The sequence below is a fragment of the Hymenobacter sp. FMD4 genome (assembly GCF_058932745.1).
The window spans coordinates 18,499-35,713 of the sequence record NZ_JBZYWH010000026.1; the positions used below are offsets into that span (position 1 = coordinate 18,499).

General features: G+C 56.3%; 17 protein-coding genes and 1 tRNA gene. 4 read left to right on the forward strand and 14 right to left on the reverse strand.

Annotated elements, in window-relative coordinates:
• Positions 1-41: 41 nt before the first annotated feature.
• The gene (gene cphA, locus AC5FXY_RS18745; RefSeq protein WP_493558247.1) at positions 42-2,684 is read right to left on the reverse strand and encodes a cyanophycin synthetase; all 2,643 of its coding nucleotides are present in this window, start codon (positions 2,682-2,684) and stop codon (positions 42-44) included.
• Positions 2,685-3,685: 1,001 nt separating this feature from the next.
• Here cphA and AC5FXY_RS18750 point away from each other — a divergent pair.
• Entirely contained in the window at positions 3,686-4,054 is a 369-nt protein-coding gene (locus AC5FXY_RS18750) for a hypothetical protein (RefSeq protein ID WP_493558248.1), read from the forward strand.
• A 95-nt stretch (positions 4,055-4,149) separates the two neighbouring features.
• Here the strand turns inward: AC5FXY_RS18750 and AC5FXY_RS18755 are convergent, their stop codons facing one another.
• The 7 genes from AC5FXY_RS18755 to AC5FXY_RS18785 all read right to left on the reverse strand — a co-directional run bounded on the left by AC5FXY_RS18755 (position 4,150) and on the right by AC5FXY_RS18785 (position 10,348).
• The gene (locus AC5FXY_RS18755) at positions 4,150-4,566 is read right to left on the reverse strand and encodes a hypothetical protein (RefSeq protein ID WP_493558249.1); all 417 of its coding nucleotides are present in this window, start codon (positions 4,564-4,566) and stop codon (positions 4,150-4,152) included.
• 226 nt (positions 4,567-4,792) lie between these two features.
• Positions 4,793-4,866 (reverse strand) — tRNA-Cys (locus AC5FXY_RS18760).
• Positions 4,867-5,044: 178 nt separating this feature from the next.
• Positions 5,045-6,877: a 30S ribosomal protein S1 gene (rpsA, locus tag AC5FXY_RS18765; protein ID WP_493558250.1), complete on the reverse strand. Its 1,833-nt coding sequence runs from the start codon at positions 6,875-6,877 to the stop codon at positions 5,045-5,047.
• A 145-nt stretch (positions 6,878-7,022) separates the two neighbouring features.
• Positions 7,023-7,373 (reverse strand): hypothetical protein, encoded by a 351-nt coding sequence (locus AC5FXY_RS18770; RefSeq protein WP_493558251.1) that lies wholly within the window; start codon positions 7,371-7,373, stop codon positions 7,023-7,025.
• On the reverse strand, positions 7,370-7,825 hold the full coding sequence (locus tag AC5FXY_RS18775) for a DUF7878 domain-containing protein (protein WP_493558252.1): 456 nt from the start codon (positions 7,823-7,825) through the stop codon (positions 7,370-7,372). The genes AC5FXY_RS18770 and AC5FXY_RS18775 overlap by 4 nt, the downstream gene beginning before the upstream one ends.
• A gap of 62 nt (positions 7,826-7,887) precedes the next feature.
• Positions 7,888-8,952, reverse strand: coding sequence for a fatty acid desaturase family protein (locus AC5FXY_RS18780; RefSeq protein ID WP_493558253.1), 1,065 nt, complete (start codon positions 8,950-8,952; stop codon positions 7,888-7,890).
• 322 nt (positions 8,953-9,274) lie between these two features.
• Positions 9,275-10,348 carry a fatty acid desaturase family protein gene (locus AC5FXY_RS18785; RefSeq protein WP_493558254.1) on the reverse strand — a complete coding sequence of 358 codons (1,074 nt, stop codon included), beginning with the start codon at positions 10,346-10,348 and terminating at the stop codon, positions 9,275-9,277.
• A 232-nt stretch (positions 10,349-10,580) separates the two neighbouring features.
• On the opposite strand from AC5FXY_RS18785, the gene AC5FXY_RS18790 reads away from it, so the two are divergent.
• Together AC5FXY_RS18790 and AC5FXY_RS18795 are read left to right on the forward strand one after the other, a co-directional pair.
• On the forward strand, positions 10,581-11,042 hold the full coding sequence (locus AC5FXY_RS18790) for a hypothetical protein (protein WP_493558255.1): 462 nt from the start codon (positions 10,581-10,583) through the stop codon (positions 11,040-11,042).
• The gene (locus AC5FXY_RS18795) at positions 11,032-11,232 is read left to right on the forward strand and encodes a helix-turn-helix transcriptional regulator (protein ID WP_493558256.1); all 201 of its coding nucleotides are present in this window, start codon (positions 11,032-11,034) and stop codon (positions 11,230-11,232) included. Before AC5FXY_RS18790 ends, AC5FXY_RS18795 begins: the two co-directional genes overlap by 11 nt.
• Positions 11,233-11,238: 6 nt before the next feature.
• Here AC5FXY_RS18795 and AC5FXY_RS18800 read toward each other — a convergent pair whose 3' ends face one another.
• Positions 11,239-12,474, reverse strand: coding sequence for a DUF3298 and DUF4163 domain-containing protein (locus tag AC5FXY_RS18800; RefSeq protein ID WP_493558257.1), 1,236 nt, complete (start codon positions 12,472-12,474; stop codon positions 11,239-11,241).
• A gap of 349 nt (positions 12,475-12,823) precedes the next feature.
• On the opposite strand from AC5FXY_RS18800, the gene AC5FXY_RS18805 reads away from it, so the two are divergent.
• Positions 12,824-13,699, forward strand: a complete 876-nt coding sequence (locus tag AC5FXY_RS18805; RefSeq protein WP_493558258.1) for an alpha/beta fold hydrolase — start codon at positions 12,824-12,826, stop codon at positions 13,697-13,699.
• A 170-nt stretch (positions 13,700-13,869) separates the two neighbouring features.
• On the opposite strand, the gene AC5FXY_RS18810 is transcribed toward AC5FXY_RS18805, so the two are convergent.
• From AC5FXY_RS18810 to AC5FXY_RS18830, 5 genes are all read right to left on the reverse strand, one after another.
• On the reverse strand, positions 13,870-14,364 hold the full coding sequence (locus AC5FXY_RS18810) for an HNH endonuclease (protein WP_493558259.1): 495 nt from the start codon (positions 14,362-14,364) through the stop codon (positions 13,870-13,872).
• A 266-nt stretch (positions 14,365-14,630) separates the two neighbouring features.
• Entirely contained in the window at positions 14,631-15,434 is an 804-nt protein-coding gene (locus tag AC5FXY_RS18815) for a C40 family peptidase (RefSeq protein ID WP_493558260.1), read from the reverse strand.
• 176 nt (positions 15,435-15,610) lie between these two features.
• On the reverse strand, positions 15,611-16,081 hold the full coding sequence (gene smpB / locus AC5FXY_RS18820) for an SsrA-binding protein SmpB (RefSeq protein WP_493558261.1): 471 nt from the start codon (positions 16,079-16,081) through the stop codon (positions 15,611-15,613).
• A gap of 80 nt (positions 16,082-16,161) precedes the next feature.
• Complete coding sequence (locus AC5FXY_RS18825) at positions 16,162-16,569, reverse strand: thioesterase family protein (RefSeq protein ID WP_493558262.1); 408 nt, start codon at positions 16,567-16,569, stop codon at positions 16,162-16,164.
• A 19-nt stretch (positions 16,570-16,588) separates the two neighbouring features.
• On the reverse strand, positions 16,589-17,017 hold the full coding sequence (locus AC5FXY_RS18830; RefSeq protein WP_493558263.1) for a hypothetical protein: 429 nt from the start codon (positions 17,015-17,017) through the stop codon (positions 16,589-16,591).
• Positions 17,018-17,215: the final 198 nt, after the last annotated feature.

Sequence of the window (17,215 nt, forward strand, 5' to 3'; positions counted from 1 at the left end):
ACTCCTGCGGGGCTCTTTGTTGGTTGGTTAGAGCTGATAACCTAAGCCGGTTGCTGTTGCTGGCTGAAGCGCGCCTCGTGTTCCTCGAGGCGGCGGAGGGTATCGTGAATTTTCTCAGTAAACACAGTGATTACCGAGCCTTCCGTCGCCGTCTGAATGGCGTAATCAATGGCTTCCAACTCGTCTTCGATGTAGGTGATGGGAAGATCCGGCTTGTCCATGGTCAAACCTTTGCGCATTAGCGCCTCCAACTCTTCAGCGGTTTTGCCACGCAGGTCGCGGTCTTGCCGCAAGATTACCTCGTCGAAAATGCGGCCGGCAGCGCGGGCGTACTCGATGGTATCCTCCTCACGCCGGTCGCCGAGCCCCGAAACGATGCCCACTTTGCGCGTGGCAGGCGTGGCCTCCAGAAACTCGCCGTATTTCTCAATGCCATGGGTATTGTGGGCGTAGTCCACAATGAATTCAAAACCCGGAAAGCGGAAGACGTTCATACGGCCCGGTGACTTGCTGGCCGAAGGTACGAACGTGCGCAAAGCCGTCTTGATATCGTCTTTCTCAAACCCGTAGCAATAGGCGGCCAAGGCTGCTGCTAAGGCGTTTTCGATGTTGAACTTGGCGCGCCCCCCCAGCGTCACGGGAAACTCCTCGGCGCGGTCGATGCGTAGCTTGTAGGTGTTCTTGTAGATGGTGATGTAACCCTCTTCGTACACCGCCGCCACGCCGCCATTTTCCACGTGGTCCCGGATCCGGGGGCAGTCGTCGTGCATGCTGAACAAGGCTACCCGGCAGTCTACCCACTCGCGCATGGCGTAGGTATAGTCGTTATCGGCGTTGAGTACGGCCCAGCCGCTCTTTTTCACGGTACGCACCGGTACCGCTTTCACCGCCGCCATTTCTTCCACCGTGTGGATGTCTTTCTGCCCAAGGTGGTCGGCAGCCACGTTGGTGACCACGGCCACGTCGCAGCTTTCAAAGCCCAGCCCCGAGCGCAACATACCGCCGCGGGCCACTTCCAGCACCGCAAAGTTTACCGTTGGGTCCTTGAGCACAAACTCGGTGCTTTGGCTCCCAGTGCAGTCACCCGACTCCAGTTCACGGCCCTGGATGTAAATGCCGGTGGTGGTGGTGTGCCCTACCTTGTAGCCTTTGGAGGCCACCAGGTGCGAAAGCAGCTGCGTGGTAGTGGTCTTGCCATTGGTCCCGGTGACGGCAATAATCGGAATGCGCGCCTCACAACCATTCGGAAACAGCATATCGACTACTGGCGCAGCCACGTTGCGCGGTAAGCCCTCGGCCGGTGAAATGTGCATGCGAAAGCCCGGAGCAGCATTTACTTCGATGACGGCGCCCCGCGTCTCGTTCAGCGGAATAGCAATGTCCGTCGTCAGCACATCGATACCGCAGATATCCAAGCCGATGATGCCCGCCACGCGTTCTGCCAGAAGCACATTATAAGGGTCCACTAGATCCGTAACGTCGCTGGCTGTACCGCCCGTGCTGATGTTGGCCGTGCTCTTCAGGTACAGTACTTCGCCCGGCGGCAGCACCGATTTGGCCGTCAGCTCGCGGGCTTTCAGAATCTGGTTGGTATGCTTATCGATTTTGATTTTCGTTAGCACCTTTTCGTGCCCAATGCCGCGCCGCGGGTCCTTGTTGATTTCGTCAATAAGTTCCTGAATCGTGTGCACACCGTCGCCGGTTACGGCAGCAGGAGTGCGTTTGGCGGCTGCCACCAGCTTGCCATTGATGACGAGCAAACGGAAGTCAAACCCTTCGATGAACTGCTCCACAATCACCGCCTCGGAGTATACCTGCGCCGCCTTGAAGCCCATCAGGGCCTCTTTCCAGTTCTTGAGGTTAATGGAGGCACCTTTGCCGTGGTTGCCGTCCAGCGGCTTGGTCACGATGGGGTACCCGAGTTCTTCCACGGCTTTTTTCAGCTCGTCGGCGTCGTATACGGTACGGCCGCGTGGCACCGGCACCCCCGCATCGGCCAGCATGGCCTTGGTGCGGTTCTTATTGCCGGCTATTTCTACCGCCGCGTGCGAAGTCAGAGTGCTGGTAGTGGCCCAGATGCGCTTCTGATTGACGCCGTAACCGAGCTGAATGATGTTACTGTTGCGCAGCTGAATGTAAGGGATATTGCGCGAGGCAGCCTCCGCCACGATGCTGTACGTGCTGGGGCCAAAGTACTCGTCCTCCCGGATTTCGTGCAACTCATCTACGATGGCGCGCACGTCATACTTTTCTTTTCGCACCAAGGCGTTGAGCAGCTCCACGGCTGCTTCGGCTGCTACGCGACCGGCCCGCTCCTCTTGGTACTCAAACAGTACCATCTCCATGTTTTCATCGTGGGCCGGGTGCGACTTGCCCCAGCTCATGGGCATGCCTGCCAAGCGCTGCAGCTCCAGGGCGATATGCTGTACCACGTGACCCCAAGGTTCGCCATCGGCTACCTGTTCCTGCGTCAGCGGCGGACGCTTAACAGCTTCGCGGCTACTTTTACTGCGCGGCTTGTCCAGATCGGGCAGCAAGCGGAAAAGCCGGGCATCCAAACCCGGCACAGCATTGGTCCAGGTGTCAGCCAAGTCTTCGAGGTCCAGCTTCAGCACAATAATTTTGGAGTGCTTTACGGACCAGTAGCTGGGCCCACGCATGGTGCGGAGGTCAACGATTTTCATAGCTAGGTGAGGGTTGGGAGAAGGAGAACGGGCGCTTCTACGCGTTTCTGAACTGTTAGGATATAGCGTTGGCGTCCCTTGAGAGTTATTTTCTTGTTGGCACTGCGCAGGACTTTACACGCCTTTGTCCGGGGTCGATTGAGTATCAGGTAGGTTAATTTGGCTTGCGCGATGGTTGGGTTAGGTAGGATGAGCATAAAGGCGGTTACAATGGCAAGCCGTCTACATTCTATTTTACGTTTCCCAATGCCTAATTGCCTACGCAGGAATACGCATTTTGACTGTTGAAACTACGTACCGCTTTGCCCAATAAATCCAGTTAAGCTTGTATGGGCTTCGGGACACCGCTCATTACTCGCATCTGCATCGCTCACATTATTTCTTGCAAATGCTCAGGCACTTATCCCTTCTTATTGTGGTTTGCTACTCGGATGCCCTAGAGCATCTTTGTTTGGAATATGGAAAAAGCCCCTGCTCTTTGAACAGTGGCTTTTTTCCGTTTTGGCAGGCTGCTTGGTACCATTTTTCACTGCCCGCAATCCAACCTAGCTCCGCTTGTCGTAGGTCATATTGGTCGTGTGCATATGCATCATCGACCTGCTAGGTTAGCCCAAAGCCTCGGTTTCATAAGCCGGGGCTTTATTCTTTTACAGTATTGGCAAGCAGATATTGCCACCAGCCAAACGACTTGCCCGCCACCCTTACCATAGGCCACGCGGGCATGTGCTAATAAACGGTGACCACGCCCCACCCCATTCAGTGCGTGGGCTTGCCCATCATAATCCGCGAGCAATGACACCGCTAGGTTTGCCCGTGCTATTTCTATAATGCTTCGCCGTAAAATGACGAAGCATTGTACTTTTATACTGTACTACATGCACAGCCGCAGCGTTGTAGCATGAATTCAGCGTTCCTGTATTGCGCCAAAGCCTATCCTTGGCGTTCTTCCGGCTCGAGTACCCTGCGTTTTCGCTGAGTATTAGGTCACCTCTACCGCCGCCATGAGTGTAGACTTGAATGTATTTGCGCATCAGGTACGTGAGTACCTCCACGCCAGCGAACTACCGCCCAGCGTGGCAGAAGAGCTGTTGGTCAACCGCCTGTTGCCAGCCGCTCAAGTCGTGCTTGCCCATTCACCCAGCCGGATTCGCCCGGTGCCTGCCCCGTGGGGTGGCGGTGCCGCGTTTGAAGCCCAATGGCCCAACGGTTGCACCATCCTAGTGGCCACTCGCCTTATCGCGCAAGAGCTGGACTCAAAAGTGATGTATTCCCGCTTTGGACGAGTTGAGGCAGCTGTATCCACTGCTCATGACCGTCTGTCGGCTGCCATCAATGTGTGCCTGCGCCCCAACGCGTCAGTGCTGCACTAGGGATGTAGCTGGCATAAGCTTATGCTGGATAGCGGGGCGACATAGCCAAGCCCCAGCTTACCCAACTGTATGGGCTTAGCGTATCCCTGCTGGCTTTAACCTACGGAGCCTAACCAAGCTAAGGCATCGGTCTCGCTGTTAAACATACGATACGTCAGGGCTGCTGCCCGCGCCTCGTGCATTACGTTGTTGACCGATAGCCGTGCAAACACATCCTGCGGCACTAGTATCGCGCCGTACAAGCTGGTCTGTTGCTGATTGAAGCGCTCCAGCCAGTACTCCACAATCCACTTGCTTTCGACTTCGTCGAAGGGTGCCATCAGGCGCTGGTCGCCTAAGAGCTTGCGCCAACCGCGTAACTGCAGCAGTTGGCCGGTATGGTGCAAGAATGCTTGCAGGTCGGAAAGATTGCGTGCGCCAGGCTTGTACTCCACGCGCACGTATCCCTCCGGGTGTTCCATCACCCGCCCTACTGCGTTTTCGAAGTATAGACGTAGCCGTTTCTGATTCATAAGCATTTCAAACAATTCCGGTTCACCTCCTCCACAAGCCTGACTGCCAGCCGATGTGAAGCTCATACCTACCGCTGAAAAGGCTAGCGGCAGTCCTGTACCACACTCGACTCTCTCGTACCATCAGCGAAGTGTGCGCGCAAGCGCCTGCCAACTGAGGCTGGAGCCGCTGTCCAGGGAAGCCAAAAGCCCCGTAACTATTCAGGTTACGGGGCTTTCGGGGCTGTGGAGGTGACGAGCGGATTCGAACCGCTGTAGGAGGTTTTGCAGACCTCTACCTAGCCACTCGGTCACGTCACCTTAATAGGGCTTGGGGCCGCAAACATAAGGCTTACTTTGGCTTTTGCCAAACCTTCCCTGCTTATATCTACGCTCTGATTACCTAAATCATTGGCTCACTGCCTAAAAAAACATCATTAAAAAAGCCCCCGACCTTGCGGCCGGGGGCTTTTTCATTGGCTGAGGTTCGCAGCGCAGCTTAGCCGTTGTTCTCGGCGTCGCGCTCGTTGCCCATCATCCGGTCGCGCAGGGCGCTCAGAGCGTCGAGGTCGCCCAGGGTCGACTTCTCGGCCTTCTTCAGATCGGCAACTTTACCATCGCCGGCAGCAGCACCAGCGCTAGCGCCAGCGGTCGGCTTCTTCTTCTGGAACTTGGCAGCGCGGCTGTTTTCTTCTTCCTGGCCGGCACCGTAGGTAGCAGTGTGCGACAGCACGATGCGACGGTCGTCCTTCGAGAATTCAACTACGCGGAAGTCCAGTGCCTCGCCTACTTCCGGCTGAGCACCATCTTCCTTCGCCAGCGACTTCGGATAAGCGAAGCCTTCGATGCCGTAGGGCAGCTCCAGCACGGCACCACGGTCCGACTTCTCGGTGATGGTAGCCTTGTGGGTCGAGCCGGGGGTGAACACCGTCTGGAACGTATCCCAGGGGTTTTCTTCCAGCTGCTTGTGGCCCAGGGCCAAGCGACGGTTCTGTACGTCCAGCTCGAGCACTACCACGTCCAGACGGTCGGTCACCTTCACCATTTCGGAGGGGTGCTTCACCTTCTTGGTCCACGACAGGTCCGATACATGCACAAGGCCGTCCACACCCTCTTCCAGTTCTACGAACAGGCCGAAGTTGGTCAGGTTGCGCACGAGGCCGTTGTGCTTGGTGCCCACAGCGTACTTCGCAGCGAAGTCGGCGCGGGTCCAGGGGTCTTCGGTCAGCTGCTTGATGCCAAGGCTCATCTTGCGCTCCTCGCGGTCGAGGGTCAGGATCTGAGCTTCTACTACATCACCTTGCTTGATGAAGTCCTGCGGGTTGCGCAGGTGCTGGCTCCACGACATTTCCGAAACGTGGATCAGGCCTTCTACACCAGGCACGATTTCCATAAACGCGCCGTAGTCGGCTACGTTCACGATACGGCCTTGTACTTTCGAGCCGGGCTGCAGGTCTTGCGGCAGCGAATCCCACGGATGCGGGGTCAGCTGCTTCAGGCCGAGCGAAATACGCTTCTTGGCTTCGTCGAAGTCCAGAACTACTACGTTGAGCTTCTGGTCCAGCTGCAGAACTTCCGAGGGGTGCGCGATGCGGCCCCACGAGATGTCGGTGATGTGCAGCAGGCCGTCTACGCCGCCGAGGTCGATGAACACACCAAAGTTGGTCATGTTCTTGATAACGCCCTCGAGGATCTGGCCTTTCTCCAGGTTGTTGAGGATGGCTTCACGCTGCTTCTCGAGGTCTTTCTCGATCAGGACTTTGTGCGAAACTACCACGTTGTCGAAAGCGGCGTTGATCTTCACCACTTTCACTTCCATGCGGCGACCAACATAGATGTCGAAGTCGCGGATGGGCTTCACGTCGATCTGCGAACCGGGCAGGAAGGCCTCTACGCCGTCCAGCTCCATGATCAGACCGCCTTTGGTGCGACGCTTAACCACACCTTCCAGGATGGTGTCGTTTTCGAGAGCGTCGTAGATGGCTTTCCAAGCCTGCTTGATCTTCGCCTTCTTGCGCGAGAGGATCAGCTGGCCGTTGGCGTCTTCTTGGTCTTCAATGAAGACCTCTACTTCGTCGCCAGCTTTCAGGTCCGTCAGGTCACGGAATTCCGAACGCGGAACCAGACCGTCCGACTTGAAGCCGATGTTCACGATTACGTCCCGCTCACCGACCGAAACAACCGTGCCTTTTACTACTTGCTCCTCCTCTACGGTGGTGAGCGTACCGGCGTACATTTCTTCGAGACGGGCGCGCTCCTCTTTCGAGTAGATGCCACCGAAGCTGTTGGCTCCGACGTTGTCCCAATCGAAGTTGTCTACTACTTCTGCCATGATATTGCAGTTGGCCCTCGTGTACACGTCCGGCGCAGGGCCCGCCTCCGGAACGCGTTTTTTGTTGATTCCCAAGGCTAAAGCCCCGGTTCCGCCACCTTGGCGGGCCGCAAAGATAGGTTTTTTAAGTGAGGAAATTGTCAGCCTATTGCCTGATCAGCAAGTTTCTAGCGTATTCCGCTAGGTGCCGGAGTTCCTCCGCGTTGCGAGCCAAAGCTCGGTTATCAAGCCGTGACGCTTCAATTGCAGCGTTGAGAGCTGCTAGATTGAGCAGTGCGGCAATGTTGCGTTTGTCTTTGGCTTGTATTGCAGTTGCCATCTTCCCACTTGTCTGCTGCCAGTTCGCAAGTTGAGCCTCGTTGCTCCACCCGAAGCCAAGCCGCTCCAGCAGGCCTTTCAAACCTCTTTTCTTAGGCACTACCGCATATGCTGCAGCTAAACGGGCCTCTACTTCGCTCAGCAGTTCTAGTGTCCGTTGTTCTTCAGCAGGCTTCATAGTTGATAATATGCCAACAAGTTGTTCAGGCTGGTGTCTCCATGACTCCTGATAGCAGCATCCAACCTCGACAGGTAAGACTCAGCAGCAGCCTTCATGGCTTGGTGACTGATCGGCTGCGCGCATTCAAACTCCTGCCAAATAGACTCGACGCTGTATTCTTCAGCGTTCAGAGGCGTTAGTCTCAGCAGCGCTCCTTCCCGCTCATCATGGTCCATGGTGTAGTAAGCAAGTGGCACTGCCTGCCGTTCGCGCAAAGCATCTGTTAACCAATTATTTAAATACAAGGCAAATTCTACTAAAGCTGTGTATCCTTCTTTAAAATAGAGCCGGTCTCCTAACCAGATTTCTAAGTCGCCATCAATCATATGATTGAAGTAAGGCTTGTCTAGAAACTCGCGCGGATAGACCTGAATCGAAAACTCAATTCGAACTGCGGAAATAGGAGCCATAAAAAAGACGGCCAACGTGGGCGTTGGCCGTCTGCAAATTACGTGGCGTGTTCTAACGGTGGCTACACCCGTCCCATCTGCCGCAGGAACAGCACGTGCGAGAGCACAGCCGAGCGCATGCGTGGGAATTCGTTATAAGCTACGTCGAACTCCTGACATACCTGCTTAATGATGCGGTTGATGGCCGGGTAGTGCACGTGCGAAATCTTCGGGAACAAGTGGTGCTCCACCTGGAAGTTTAGCCCGCCGACGAGCCAGCTAACCACCCGGTTGCCGGTGGCGAAGTTGGCCGTGGTCTTGATCTGATGAATAGCCCATTCGTCCTCCATCTTGCTGGTGACTTCGTGCGGCATCGGGAAAGCTGTATGCTCTACGGTGTGGGCCAACTGAAACACCAAGCTGAGCACGAAACCGGCTACGCAGGTGATGGTGAGGAAGCCCACCAGCCAGGGCAGAAAACCGAGCATGTAAATGGGTAGGGCCACGTACAGCACGAAGTTCAGCACCTTAAAGCCCCAGAAAACCAGATGGTCGCTCAGGGCCATCTTTTTCAAGTCTACGCTCCCGATTTTGCGCTTGAAATACTTCTGGTAGTCCATCACAAAAATCCAGGAGATGTATAGCATGCAGTACAAGAACCAGAAGTACAGGTGCTGGAAGCGGTGCAGGCGGTAGCGCTTCTGGGTGCTGCTCAGGCGCATCCAGGGCTGCACGTCGATGTCGTCGTCGACACCGTCGATGTTGGTATAGGCGTGGTGTACCACGTTGTGCTTCATGTTCCACATGAAGGAGGAGCCGCCGAGCACGTTCAGGGTAAAGGCAGCCACGTGGTTTAGCCACTTATGGCGCGAGAAGGAGCCGTGGGCTCCGTCGTGCATTACATTGAAACCGATAGCGGCGATGAAGCCACCGAGCAGCACGGCTTCCAGAATGGCCCAGCCCGTGGGGGGCGTGAAGAACACGAGGTGCACATACAAAGCAACAAAGCCCACGAGCAGCAGCACGGCCTTTGAGAGCAGACCTGAGCTACCGGCGGTGGACTTCCCGGTTTCTTCGAAGTGGAGGTTGATCCTGCGTTTTAGTTCGGCATGAAAGGAACGGGGGGCGGCAAATTTGGGTAATGACATTCGGCAACGTTAATGATGCAACCCGTCAGCAATGAAGCCTTGGATCAGTGCCGAAGTACCCCTCCGACAATTAGGTGTGCAACCGTGCAGCGGCGGCTCCGTCGCGAGTTACATTTATTTCAACGGCTCGAAGGATAGTCTGGTTCATATGCTTGCCGGCCCAGCCAACGCCAACTCTCCAAAAGGCAGAATGCAGGCGCTGAGGCCTCTTTTCGTGTTTAAGATATTTTTAATGGTTTGGCTGCTATTAAGTAGCCCGATAACAAATAAGCTCAGCCCACCTGCATGGACTGAGCTTACGAAAGCAGGAAGCAAAACTTAGCTATGCCCGGCCCATCTGGCGCAGGAACAGCACGTGCGACATGACAGCCGAACGCATGCGTGGGAATTCATTGTAGGTCACGTTGAATTCCTCACAGGCTTGCTTGATGATTTTGCTGATGGCGGGGTAGTGCACGTGCGAAATCTTCGGGAACAGGTGGTGCTCCACCTGGAAGTTCAGCCCACCCAGCAGCCAGGTTACCACTTTGTTATTGGTGGCGAAGTTGGCGGTGGTTTTGAGTTGATGCACGGCCCACTCGTCCTCCATCTTGTAGGTCTGCTCGTCGGGGACGGGGAAAGTGGCGGGCTCTACGGTGTGAGCCAGCTGAAACACCAGGCTCAGTGAGAAACCAGCTACGGCGGCAAAGATCAGGAAGCCGATAACCCACGGCACGAAGCCAACAACATAAATGGGCAGGGCTACGAAAAGGGCGAGGTACAGCGCCTTGAAGCCCCAGAAGACGAGTTGGTCGCTGGTTTCCATTTTCTTCAGCGGTACCGATCCGATAGCGCCTTTGAAGTACTTCTGGTAATCCATCATTACTACCCAGGCCAGGTAGAACAGCGCGTACAGGAACCAGAAGTAATAATGCTGGTAGCGGTGCAGGGCACGGCGCGGCTGCGTTTCGCTGAGGCGTAGCCAGGGCTGCGCATCGATGTCGTCATCCACCCCGTCGATGTTGGTGTACATGTGGTGGATGAGGTTGTGCTTCATGTTCCACATGAAGGAATTGCCGCCGAACACGTTGAGCGTGAAAGCAGCCGCTTGGTTTAACCAGCCATGCTTGGAAAAGGAGCCGTGGGCCCCGTCGTGCATTACGTTGAAGCCGATGGCAGCCCCTACCCCACCCATCAGGATGCACTCCAGAATGGCCCAGCCCGTAGGAGGCGTGAAGAACACGAGGTGAATGTAGAGGAAGAGCAGCGCGCCGGTAAGCAGGGCGGCTTTGGTAAACAGGGTGGCGTTACCAGTGGTGTCTTTGCCGGATTCTTCGAAATAGGCATTGACGCGGCGCTTCAACTCGTTGTGAAACGACTCTTTTTGCCGGACGGCGGCAAACTTGGGTACGGGCATGCGGGTGGAAAAAACTTAAAAATGGGCTCGAAAGGTACGGCGCAAACCCGACTGAGTTGTGCTCGACCCAAGAACATTGAGGAACGAATAGGGAAAGTCACTGGACTGCTAACTACACGCTTACCCCAGCTTATGTTCCACCTAGTCGAGCTCCGAAGACGAATAATGTAAAGCAAACTTTACAATTAGTGAAATTTGCTTTACATTCCGCTGGTCAAGCAAACTTTACATTATGATAGCCAATCTTCTGTTTCCGCAACACTACAAGCCCTTAGGATGGGGCTTACTTAGCTTGGGTATTTTGTTGGGCGTTTTGTACCTCCATTGGGGATGGGAGCCGGCATGGCTAAGCGGCTACATTCCTTGGCTGATGAGTGCTGAGGTGCCGAGCACCGCTTACCGCCACAATTTCTTGCCCGAAATCAGCGGCTTGCTTTGCATTGCCGGAGCGTTGCTGGTAGCCTGCTCGCGGGAGTTACACGAAGACGAGTTTAGCATGCGCCTGCGCCTGGAGTCACTGCTGTGGGCCGTGTACGTCAACTACGGCCTGTTAGCGGTGGCGCTGCTGCTGGCTTACGATGTAGTCTTTTTTAACCTGATGGTATACAGCATGTTTACACCCCTACTGCTGTTTCTGCTGCGCTTTCGTTACGTACTGTACCGTGCCACGCGGGCAGCCCACCATGAAGAATAATTTGAAGCTAGCCCGCGTCGCCGTGGGATTAACGCAGGAAGAAGTAGCCCGTCGCATCGGCGTGAGCCGGCAGAGCGTGAATGCTATGGAGTCGGCCAAGTACGTGCCCTCCACGGTGCTAGCACTGAAAGTGGCGCGGTTGTTTGAGAGGCCGGTGGAAGCATTATTTGAGCTTGAGCCGGAGGACTGATTTGGTTTACTGATTTTGTGCCAGTCCGCTTGCTTCGGGGTTACCGATGGGCAAGCTAGGCTGCAGCAGCGGCTTCAACTCGGCGTAAGGCACGAATACCCGGATTTCTCCTTGCGGATAGGAAGCTATTTCGTAGGGCGTATACACGAACACGGCCCCGCTACCGGTGAGGAACACATTGCGCGTCACGGGCACGCGGTCGGCCTGCAAGGTTTCTTCCAGTTTCGCAGTAGGCGCCAGCTTAAACTGCAGACGTACGGCGCGGTCGATCAGGGCCATAAGGCGCGTTTCAGTGCCAGGGCGAAAGATATCAGGGTAGCGCAGCATGCGACCAGTACGCGTATCAAAGCTCACGACGGAGGTGCCGTAGTTGCCATGGGCGCCGCCGCTGTAGCTGTAGTCCATCACGCCGAGACTAAGCAATGAGCCTTGATTCCAAAGCACCCGCATTAAGCGCTGCGAATCGTAACGCAATGCATAGGCGGGCAAAGCAGCGGTATCTTTCTCGAAGGATGCTTTCATCTCGGCAGCATCGGCACGGTAGTCGGCAGCATAACGGCGTTGCTGCTCCTGCCAGTAAGCTTCCAGCTTGGGAGCGGGTTGGGTGCTGGTGGTGTCGCCCCGCAAGGCGCGCAGGATGTTGGCCGATAACCCAGCGGGGCCGCTAACGGGCACCAGTACTAGCAGACTCTGCTGGGCACGTGGGCTGTTTTTCTGACCGGGATAAGCAGCTACCGAGTCGGCAAAAAACCGAGCGGTAAAAGCTATGCTGCCAGCAGGCTGAACTTCGAGAAAGCGCACCGGCTTTCCGGCGCGAGTGCCCACGAGCAAGCGGCCTTGACGGCGCAGCCGCCATGTCGGCCCGTTGTTATCGGCATCCACCAGTTCGGTGCCGATTTCCGACAGCACGAGACTGTCGGGGCTGTTGGCAAACTGGCTAAGCAATTCGAATGGCCGACCACTCCCGCCGCTGTAAGAGCCATACATGCGGGGATTCTCAGCTTCCGTTCCCACGCTAGGGGCAGCAGTCAGGTGCAGCGTGACGCTATCGGTAGAGCCAGGCAACAGACCACGGTATTGCCGATACCAAGCGCCGGGTGTGTCGGTCGCTGCCGAAGATGTGCCAAGCTTCTCTTGGCTAGCGGCGGCTTGACTATGGCTATCCTGCTTTGATTGGCAGGCGGCAAAACATAGGCTGAGGGCACTTAGGCCGAAACGAATGTGGCGAAGCATGGGGCTCATTGCGGCCAAAGGTGGGTGGTTTTTGCGAGCAGACCAACGAGCCGGTGCGTAGCCCCGGCAAAGTCACTGATTAGTCTCCTTTGAACTGCAGCAAAAGCAGTCATGAGCACCAGTTCTACCCGCTGCAAGCCATGTAGTAGGCTGTACTGGCTTTGGATACCGCCAAACAGAATTGGCAGGCATTAAAAAAATAGTTAAAAGTTTCATCGGATAATTAATGAATTCCATCGAGCCGTTGGCAGGCTTCGTGGCTTAGTTCTCCTGAAAGCTTGATTGAGCACACCCGTGTACCAACAACATTTAAGCTGATTTACAGGTAATTACTCTTAAGTCAAACCACACCTATATCATGAGCTACCTCAAAGTGGGCCAAGATGCCCAAGGCAACGACGTGAATGTATTTTACCAGGACTGGGGCCAGGGCGACCCGGTGGTGCTGATCCACGGCTGGCCCGCCGACCACCAGATGTGGGAGCATCAATCGCACACGCTGGCGCACAGCGGTAAGCGCGTCGTTGCCTACGACCGCCGAGGCTTCGGCAAGTCTGATAAGCCTTGGGGTAGCTACGATTATGACGTGCTGGCCTCCGATTTGAATGCCATTATGGAAGGCCTCGACCTGCAAAACGCAACGCTGGTAGGCTTTTCGATGGGTGGCGGCGAAGTGGCCCGTTACCTGGGTCGCTACGGCAGCGGGCGCGTAAGCAAAGCCGTGTTTGTATCGGCTGTAACGCCCTACCTGCTCAAGACGGACGACAACCCCACCGGCGCCGATCAGCAGGTATTCGACGACATGATCAAGGGCTTGCGCAAGGACCGCCCCGACTTTTTGGAATCCTTCGGCAAAAAGTTTTTCGGCCAGGGCGTTATCAGCCACCCCGTTAGTCAGGCCAGGCTGAACTGGATGCAGATGATCTGCCTGCAGGCTTCACCGCACGCCACGGAAGAATGCGTGCGCAGCTTCGGCGGCACCGATTTTCGCCAGGATGTGCAAAAGATTCGGGTCCCCACGCTGATCATCCACGGCACCAACGACGATATCGTGCCGGTGGAAGCCAGCGGCGACGAGCTGGCCAAGATGCTGCCGCAGGCTACTTACATCAAGTACGACGGCGCTCCGCACGGCTTGTTCATCACGGAGAAAGACCGCCTCTCCAATGACCTGCTCGATTTCCTTGGGGCCAGCACTACACAATCAACCCAAACCAACAACGCCGCCCAGTAACCGAGCGGCATCAGTAAAGACAACACCCAGCAAGCACCACCCGGCTTTAAAGTCGGGTGGTGCTTTTGCTAGGGCGCCGTTGGGTTACCAACTGCACGCAGCGCCAAGGCCTGCCCACGCAGCCGAAACAGCAGGCATCAAAAAAACCGGGCAGCAGATGCTACACCGGTTCAGTTCAGATATGCGTGCCAGGTATGGTCAATGGTACCAGCACTCAGCTTCAAGAAATTAGCCAGCGTGGGCCTCTTGGGTTTTTGTCTGACTACCAGGCCTGCTTCCTCGGGCGTGCGGTGCCCTTTGGCGTGGTTGCACCGGGCGCAGGCTGTCAACAAATTGCCCCAGCTGCTGTCGCCGCCGCGGGAACGGGGTAGTACGTGGTCGAGGGTGAGGTTTTTGGTGGAGCCGCAGTATTGGCACTCAAAGTTGTCGCGCTTCATTACGTTGTGCCGGCTTAGGGCAATGCCCTTGTACGGCACGCGCACGTAGCGCTGCAGCTTGATGATGCTGGGCTTGGGATAGGCTTTGCTGACGGTGCGCAGGAAAGCGCCTTCCTTGTTGGCTACAAGCTCGGCTTTATCGAGGTACAGCAACACGAAGGCCTTTTGCACGCTGCAAAGGGTAATGGCGGTATAGTCGCCATTCAACACGAGCACTTTTTGGTCCATATACACAGTGGTCAGGAACAGCCGGAACTAGCGGTAAGCTAGCTGATTCCAGTCGTTTACGCAACCACTGCCCGTAGGGGTTGGTTCAAAATAAGCTGCACTGCAGCTCCGCAATCCACCTTTCCCCAGGCCAACCCTAAACCGATACCACCAGCGCATCCGAAATGCCATTAAACCACGCGGGGCCGCCGAGCTTAGCTCAGTGGCCCCGTGGGCATTGCTGTAGTTGTTTGCAAGGGGCTTATCTGCATCAGCCCAAACGTTGGTTAGTCTACCAACAACCGCTTGATCAACCGCAACTTGTGCGTGTACTTCTGCCGTTGGCGGTTGTAGATGCCGTTGTGGTCGAGCGGATCGATGCGGACTTCGCCGCTGGCGTGCAGGATTTGCTGGTCGTCGAGCAGCATGCCCACGTGCACGATGCGGCCCTCGGCATTGTCGAAGAAAGCCAGGTCGCCGGGCTTGGTCTGCGACACGAAGTGCACCACCTGCCCGTGGTCGATCTGCTGGAAGGCGTCGCGCGGGAGCTGCACCCCGATCAGGCCGTAAAGCTGCTGCATCAGGCCCGAGCAATCGATGCCAAACATGGTACGGCCGCCCCACAGGTAAGGCGACTTCAGAAAGAGCTGCCCGGCGCGCATCAGCAGGGCCAGGCGCTTTTCATTGGAGCCACTGGCGCCGTGGCCGTTCTGCGGATTGGTGGCGGCCCCGTTGTAGAAGTAGGTTTCGTCGCCGAGGCGCAGCGTCATGCCATCGAAGAAGGGCAGCCGGGCCCCGAGGGTTACGGGGATGCGTGTGGTGGCATTGCTGACCATCTGCACCAGATCCAGGCTGCGCGGATGCTCCTGCGCGTGCCACGCGGCCAGATATTCCGGCGTAACGGGCGTGTGCTGCTTCAGATCGGCCCACCCTACGTATTGATCGGCCGCCAGGCGCACCTGCATCCAGTTGCCTTGCGTGAGCAGGATGCTGTAGCAGTCGCCAAAAACAAGCTGCGTAACGATTTCGGCTTTATCCGAAGGCTCGGCGCGCACCGGCACAACGCTCAGGGCGCAAATTCCGTGGTCCAAAATGGAGTAACAGGTAATGGGTGACAGGCAACACGTAGCGGGTGAGCGGCCAGCCGCGGCGCGTGCACACGCGGCTGCTCTCAATTCTAACTTGTGCTCCTAGCTTCAAAGTAACGCAACACGCGGCACAACCCCACAAGTCCGTCGCGGCGGGTAAGTTGCGCTCGTTGCCTGGGTTAATACTGATTGCGGTCCATCTCGCGCTTCACGTCGCGGGATTTGATGTCTTCGCGCTTGTCGTAAAGCTTTTTACCGCGGGCCAGGGCTATGTCTACTTTGGCAAAGCCCCGGTCGTTGATGAATATGCGCAGCGGAATAATGGTCAGGCCCTGCTCCTGGCTTTTGTCGTGGAGCTGGCGCATTTCCTTTTTGTTCAGCAGCAGCTGGCGCGGGCGGGTGGGCTCGTGGTTGTTGTAGGTACCGTTGGTGTACTGCGCGATGGTCACGCCGTGCAGCCACAGCGTGCCGTTGGAGCCGAAGGTGCAGTAGCCGTCGGTGATGTTGGCGTCGCCGAGGCGCAGGCTCTTGATTTCGGTGCCTACGAGCACCATGCCAGCGGTGTATTTTACCAGAAACGAGTATTCGTAGCCGGCCCGGCGATTTTGAATGTTGATGGCGCGCGGGGTGGTTTCTTTGGCTTTGGCCATGAGGTCGGGGAGTCGCGGGAAAGAAGCAGCGGGTGCCGCAGCGGCGGCCGTTGCTTTACGGAAATATACTACTCGATGGTCTAGACGGGGGCGCGTAGCTGGGCAAAGCGGGCTTCGAGCTTGGCTTTTTCCACGATGCGCTGCCCTGTGCGGCCGGTAGCCACCAACCGCTCGCCCACGCGGGCTTCCACGGTACAGGTCAGTTCGCGGCCTTCGAGGGAAGCAAAGGTAGCAGTCAGCGTCAGGGTTTCGCCTTCAAAGGCGGGCGCGTGGTGCTGCACCTGCACCATCGTACCGATGCCCTCCTCCCCTGCTTCGCGCATCTGCAGCACGAACAGGCGGCCGGCCCATTCCATTTCGCGGGCCAGCGCAAAGGTGCTCAGCACCGGATGCACGAGGCCGCCGCCAACTTCGAAGGAGGCGAAGTCGGTAGCTACGACGGTGTAGCGGTGGGTTTGCTGGTCGCCGGGCTGGAAGGGGTTGGTCATAGTCATGTGAGCATGGACATCATTGCACAATCCATTGGGCCACCGATTCTTCCGAAAGAAGATAATCGAGTCGTGCCTCAGCTTCTTTGGCGCTTAGAGCTTGAGAGCAAGTCAGTGCAAACGGCTCAGCGAAGAGCTGAGTAAAAACAGGTGACTCCAGCGGTTCATTACGCAATTCGTAAAGCCAACTGATATTATCCATCATGCAAACTGCTCGGCCGCAGTATACTTGATCGAGCTCTTTGTTCGGCACCCAGGATATGATGTAATCGGGAAATGCTATTAAACCTGGCACAGCATCAGCAAAAGATACCCACGTATCCCAAGGAGTAAGTTCATAGCAATCAAAGAAGCCGTCTGAATGCAGCGCAGCGGTACCATCTGCTACTGTATCTACCGGATTAACGAATATTAAACGGCCTTTTTCCAATAGTTCCGGCTCACTCATGAGCTCAATCTTGCCTTGTGCAGTAGCCTTTTTCGCCGAGCTATGGTGCTTTCAAAGTGCTGCTTATGATACCCAGGCTTCCAGTCGAGTACCAGTCCAGTCGGCCGTAGTTCTTCGCTTCGGTAAAAGTTATCCTCGAAGCGTGGATTGACCTTCTCAATCCACGTCGCAGCTTCAATAACCGTTTGCAGCAGTTCA

Coding starts and splice junctions, on each gene's coding strand:
- AC5FXY_RS18800 (WP_493558257.1), bottom strand. CDS start 12,474: ATGAGCCCCATGCTTCGCCACATTCGTTTCGGCCTAAGTGCCCTCAGC.
- AC5FXY_RS18810 (WP_493558259.1), bottom strand. CDS start 14,364: ATGGACCAAAAAGTGCTCGTGTTGAATGGCGACTATACCGCCATTACC.
- AC5FXY_RS18755 (WP_493558249.1), bottom strand. CDS start 4,566: ATGAATCAGAAACGGCTACGTCTATACTTCGAAAACGCAGTAGGGCGG.
- cphA (WP_493558247.1), bottom strand. CDS start 2,684: ATGAAAATCGTTGACCTCCGCACCATGCGTGGGCCCAGCTACTGGTCC.
- AC5FXY_RS18805 (WP_493558258.1), top strand. CDS start 12,824: ATGAGCTACCTCAAAGTGGGCCAAGATGCCCAAGGCAACGACGTGAAT.
- rpsA (WP_493558250.1), bottom strand. CDS start 6,877: ATGGCAGAAGTAGTAGACAACTTCGATTGGGACAACGTCGGAGCCAAC.
- AC5FXY_RS18825 (WP_493558262.1), bottom strand. CDS start 16,569: ATGACCAACCCCTTCCAGCCCGGCGACCAGCAAACCCACCGCTACACC.
- AC5FXY_RS18780 (WP_493558253.1), bottom strand. CDS start 8,952: ATGTCATTACCCAAATTTGCCGCCCCCCGTTCCTTTCATGCCGAACTA.
- AC5FXY_RS18830 (WP_493558263.1), bottom strand. CDS start 17,017: ATGAGTGAGCCGGAACTATTGGAAAAAGGCCGTTTAATATTCGTTAAT.
- AC5FXY_RS18790 (WP_493558255.1), top strand. CDS start 10,581: ATGATAGCCAATCTTCTGTTTCCGCAACACTACAAGCCCTTAGGATGG.
- AC5FXY_RS18775 (WP_493558252.1), bottom strand. CDS start 7,825: ATGGCTCCTATTTCCGCAGTTCGAATTGAGTTTTCGATTCAGGTCTAT.
- AC5FXY_RS18785 (WP_493558254.1), bottom strand. CDS start 10,348: ATGCCCGTACCCAAGTTTGCCGCCGTCCGGCAAAAAGAGTCGTTTCAC.
- AC5FXY_RS18770 (WP_493558251.1), bottom strand. CDS start 7,373: ATGAAGCCTGCTGAAGAACAACGGACACTAGAACTGCTGAGCGAAGTA.
- smpB (WP_493558261.1), bottom strand. CDS start 16,081: ATGGCCAAAGCCAAAGAAACCACCCCGCGCGCCATCAACATTCAAAAT.
- AC5FXY_RS18750 (WP_493558248.1), top strand. CDS start 3,686: ATGAGTGTAGACTTGAATGTATTTGCGCATCAGGTACGTGAGTACCTC.
- AC5FXY_RS18795 (WP_493558256.1), top strand. CDS start 11,032: ATGAAGAATAATTTGAAGCTAGCCCGCGTCGCCGTGGGATTAACGCAG.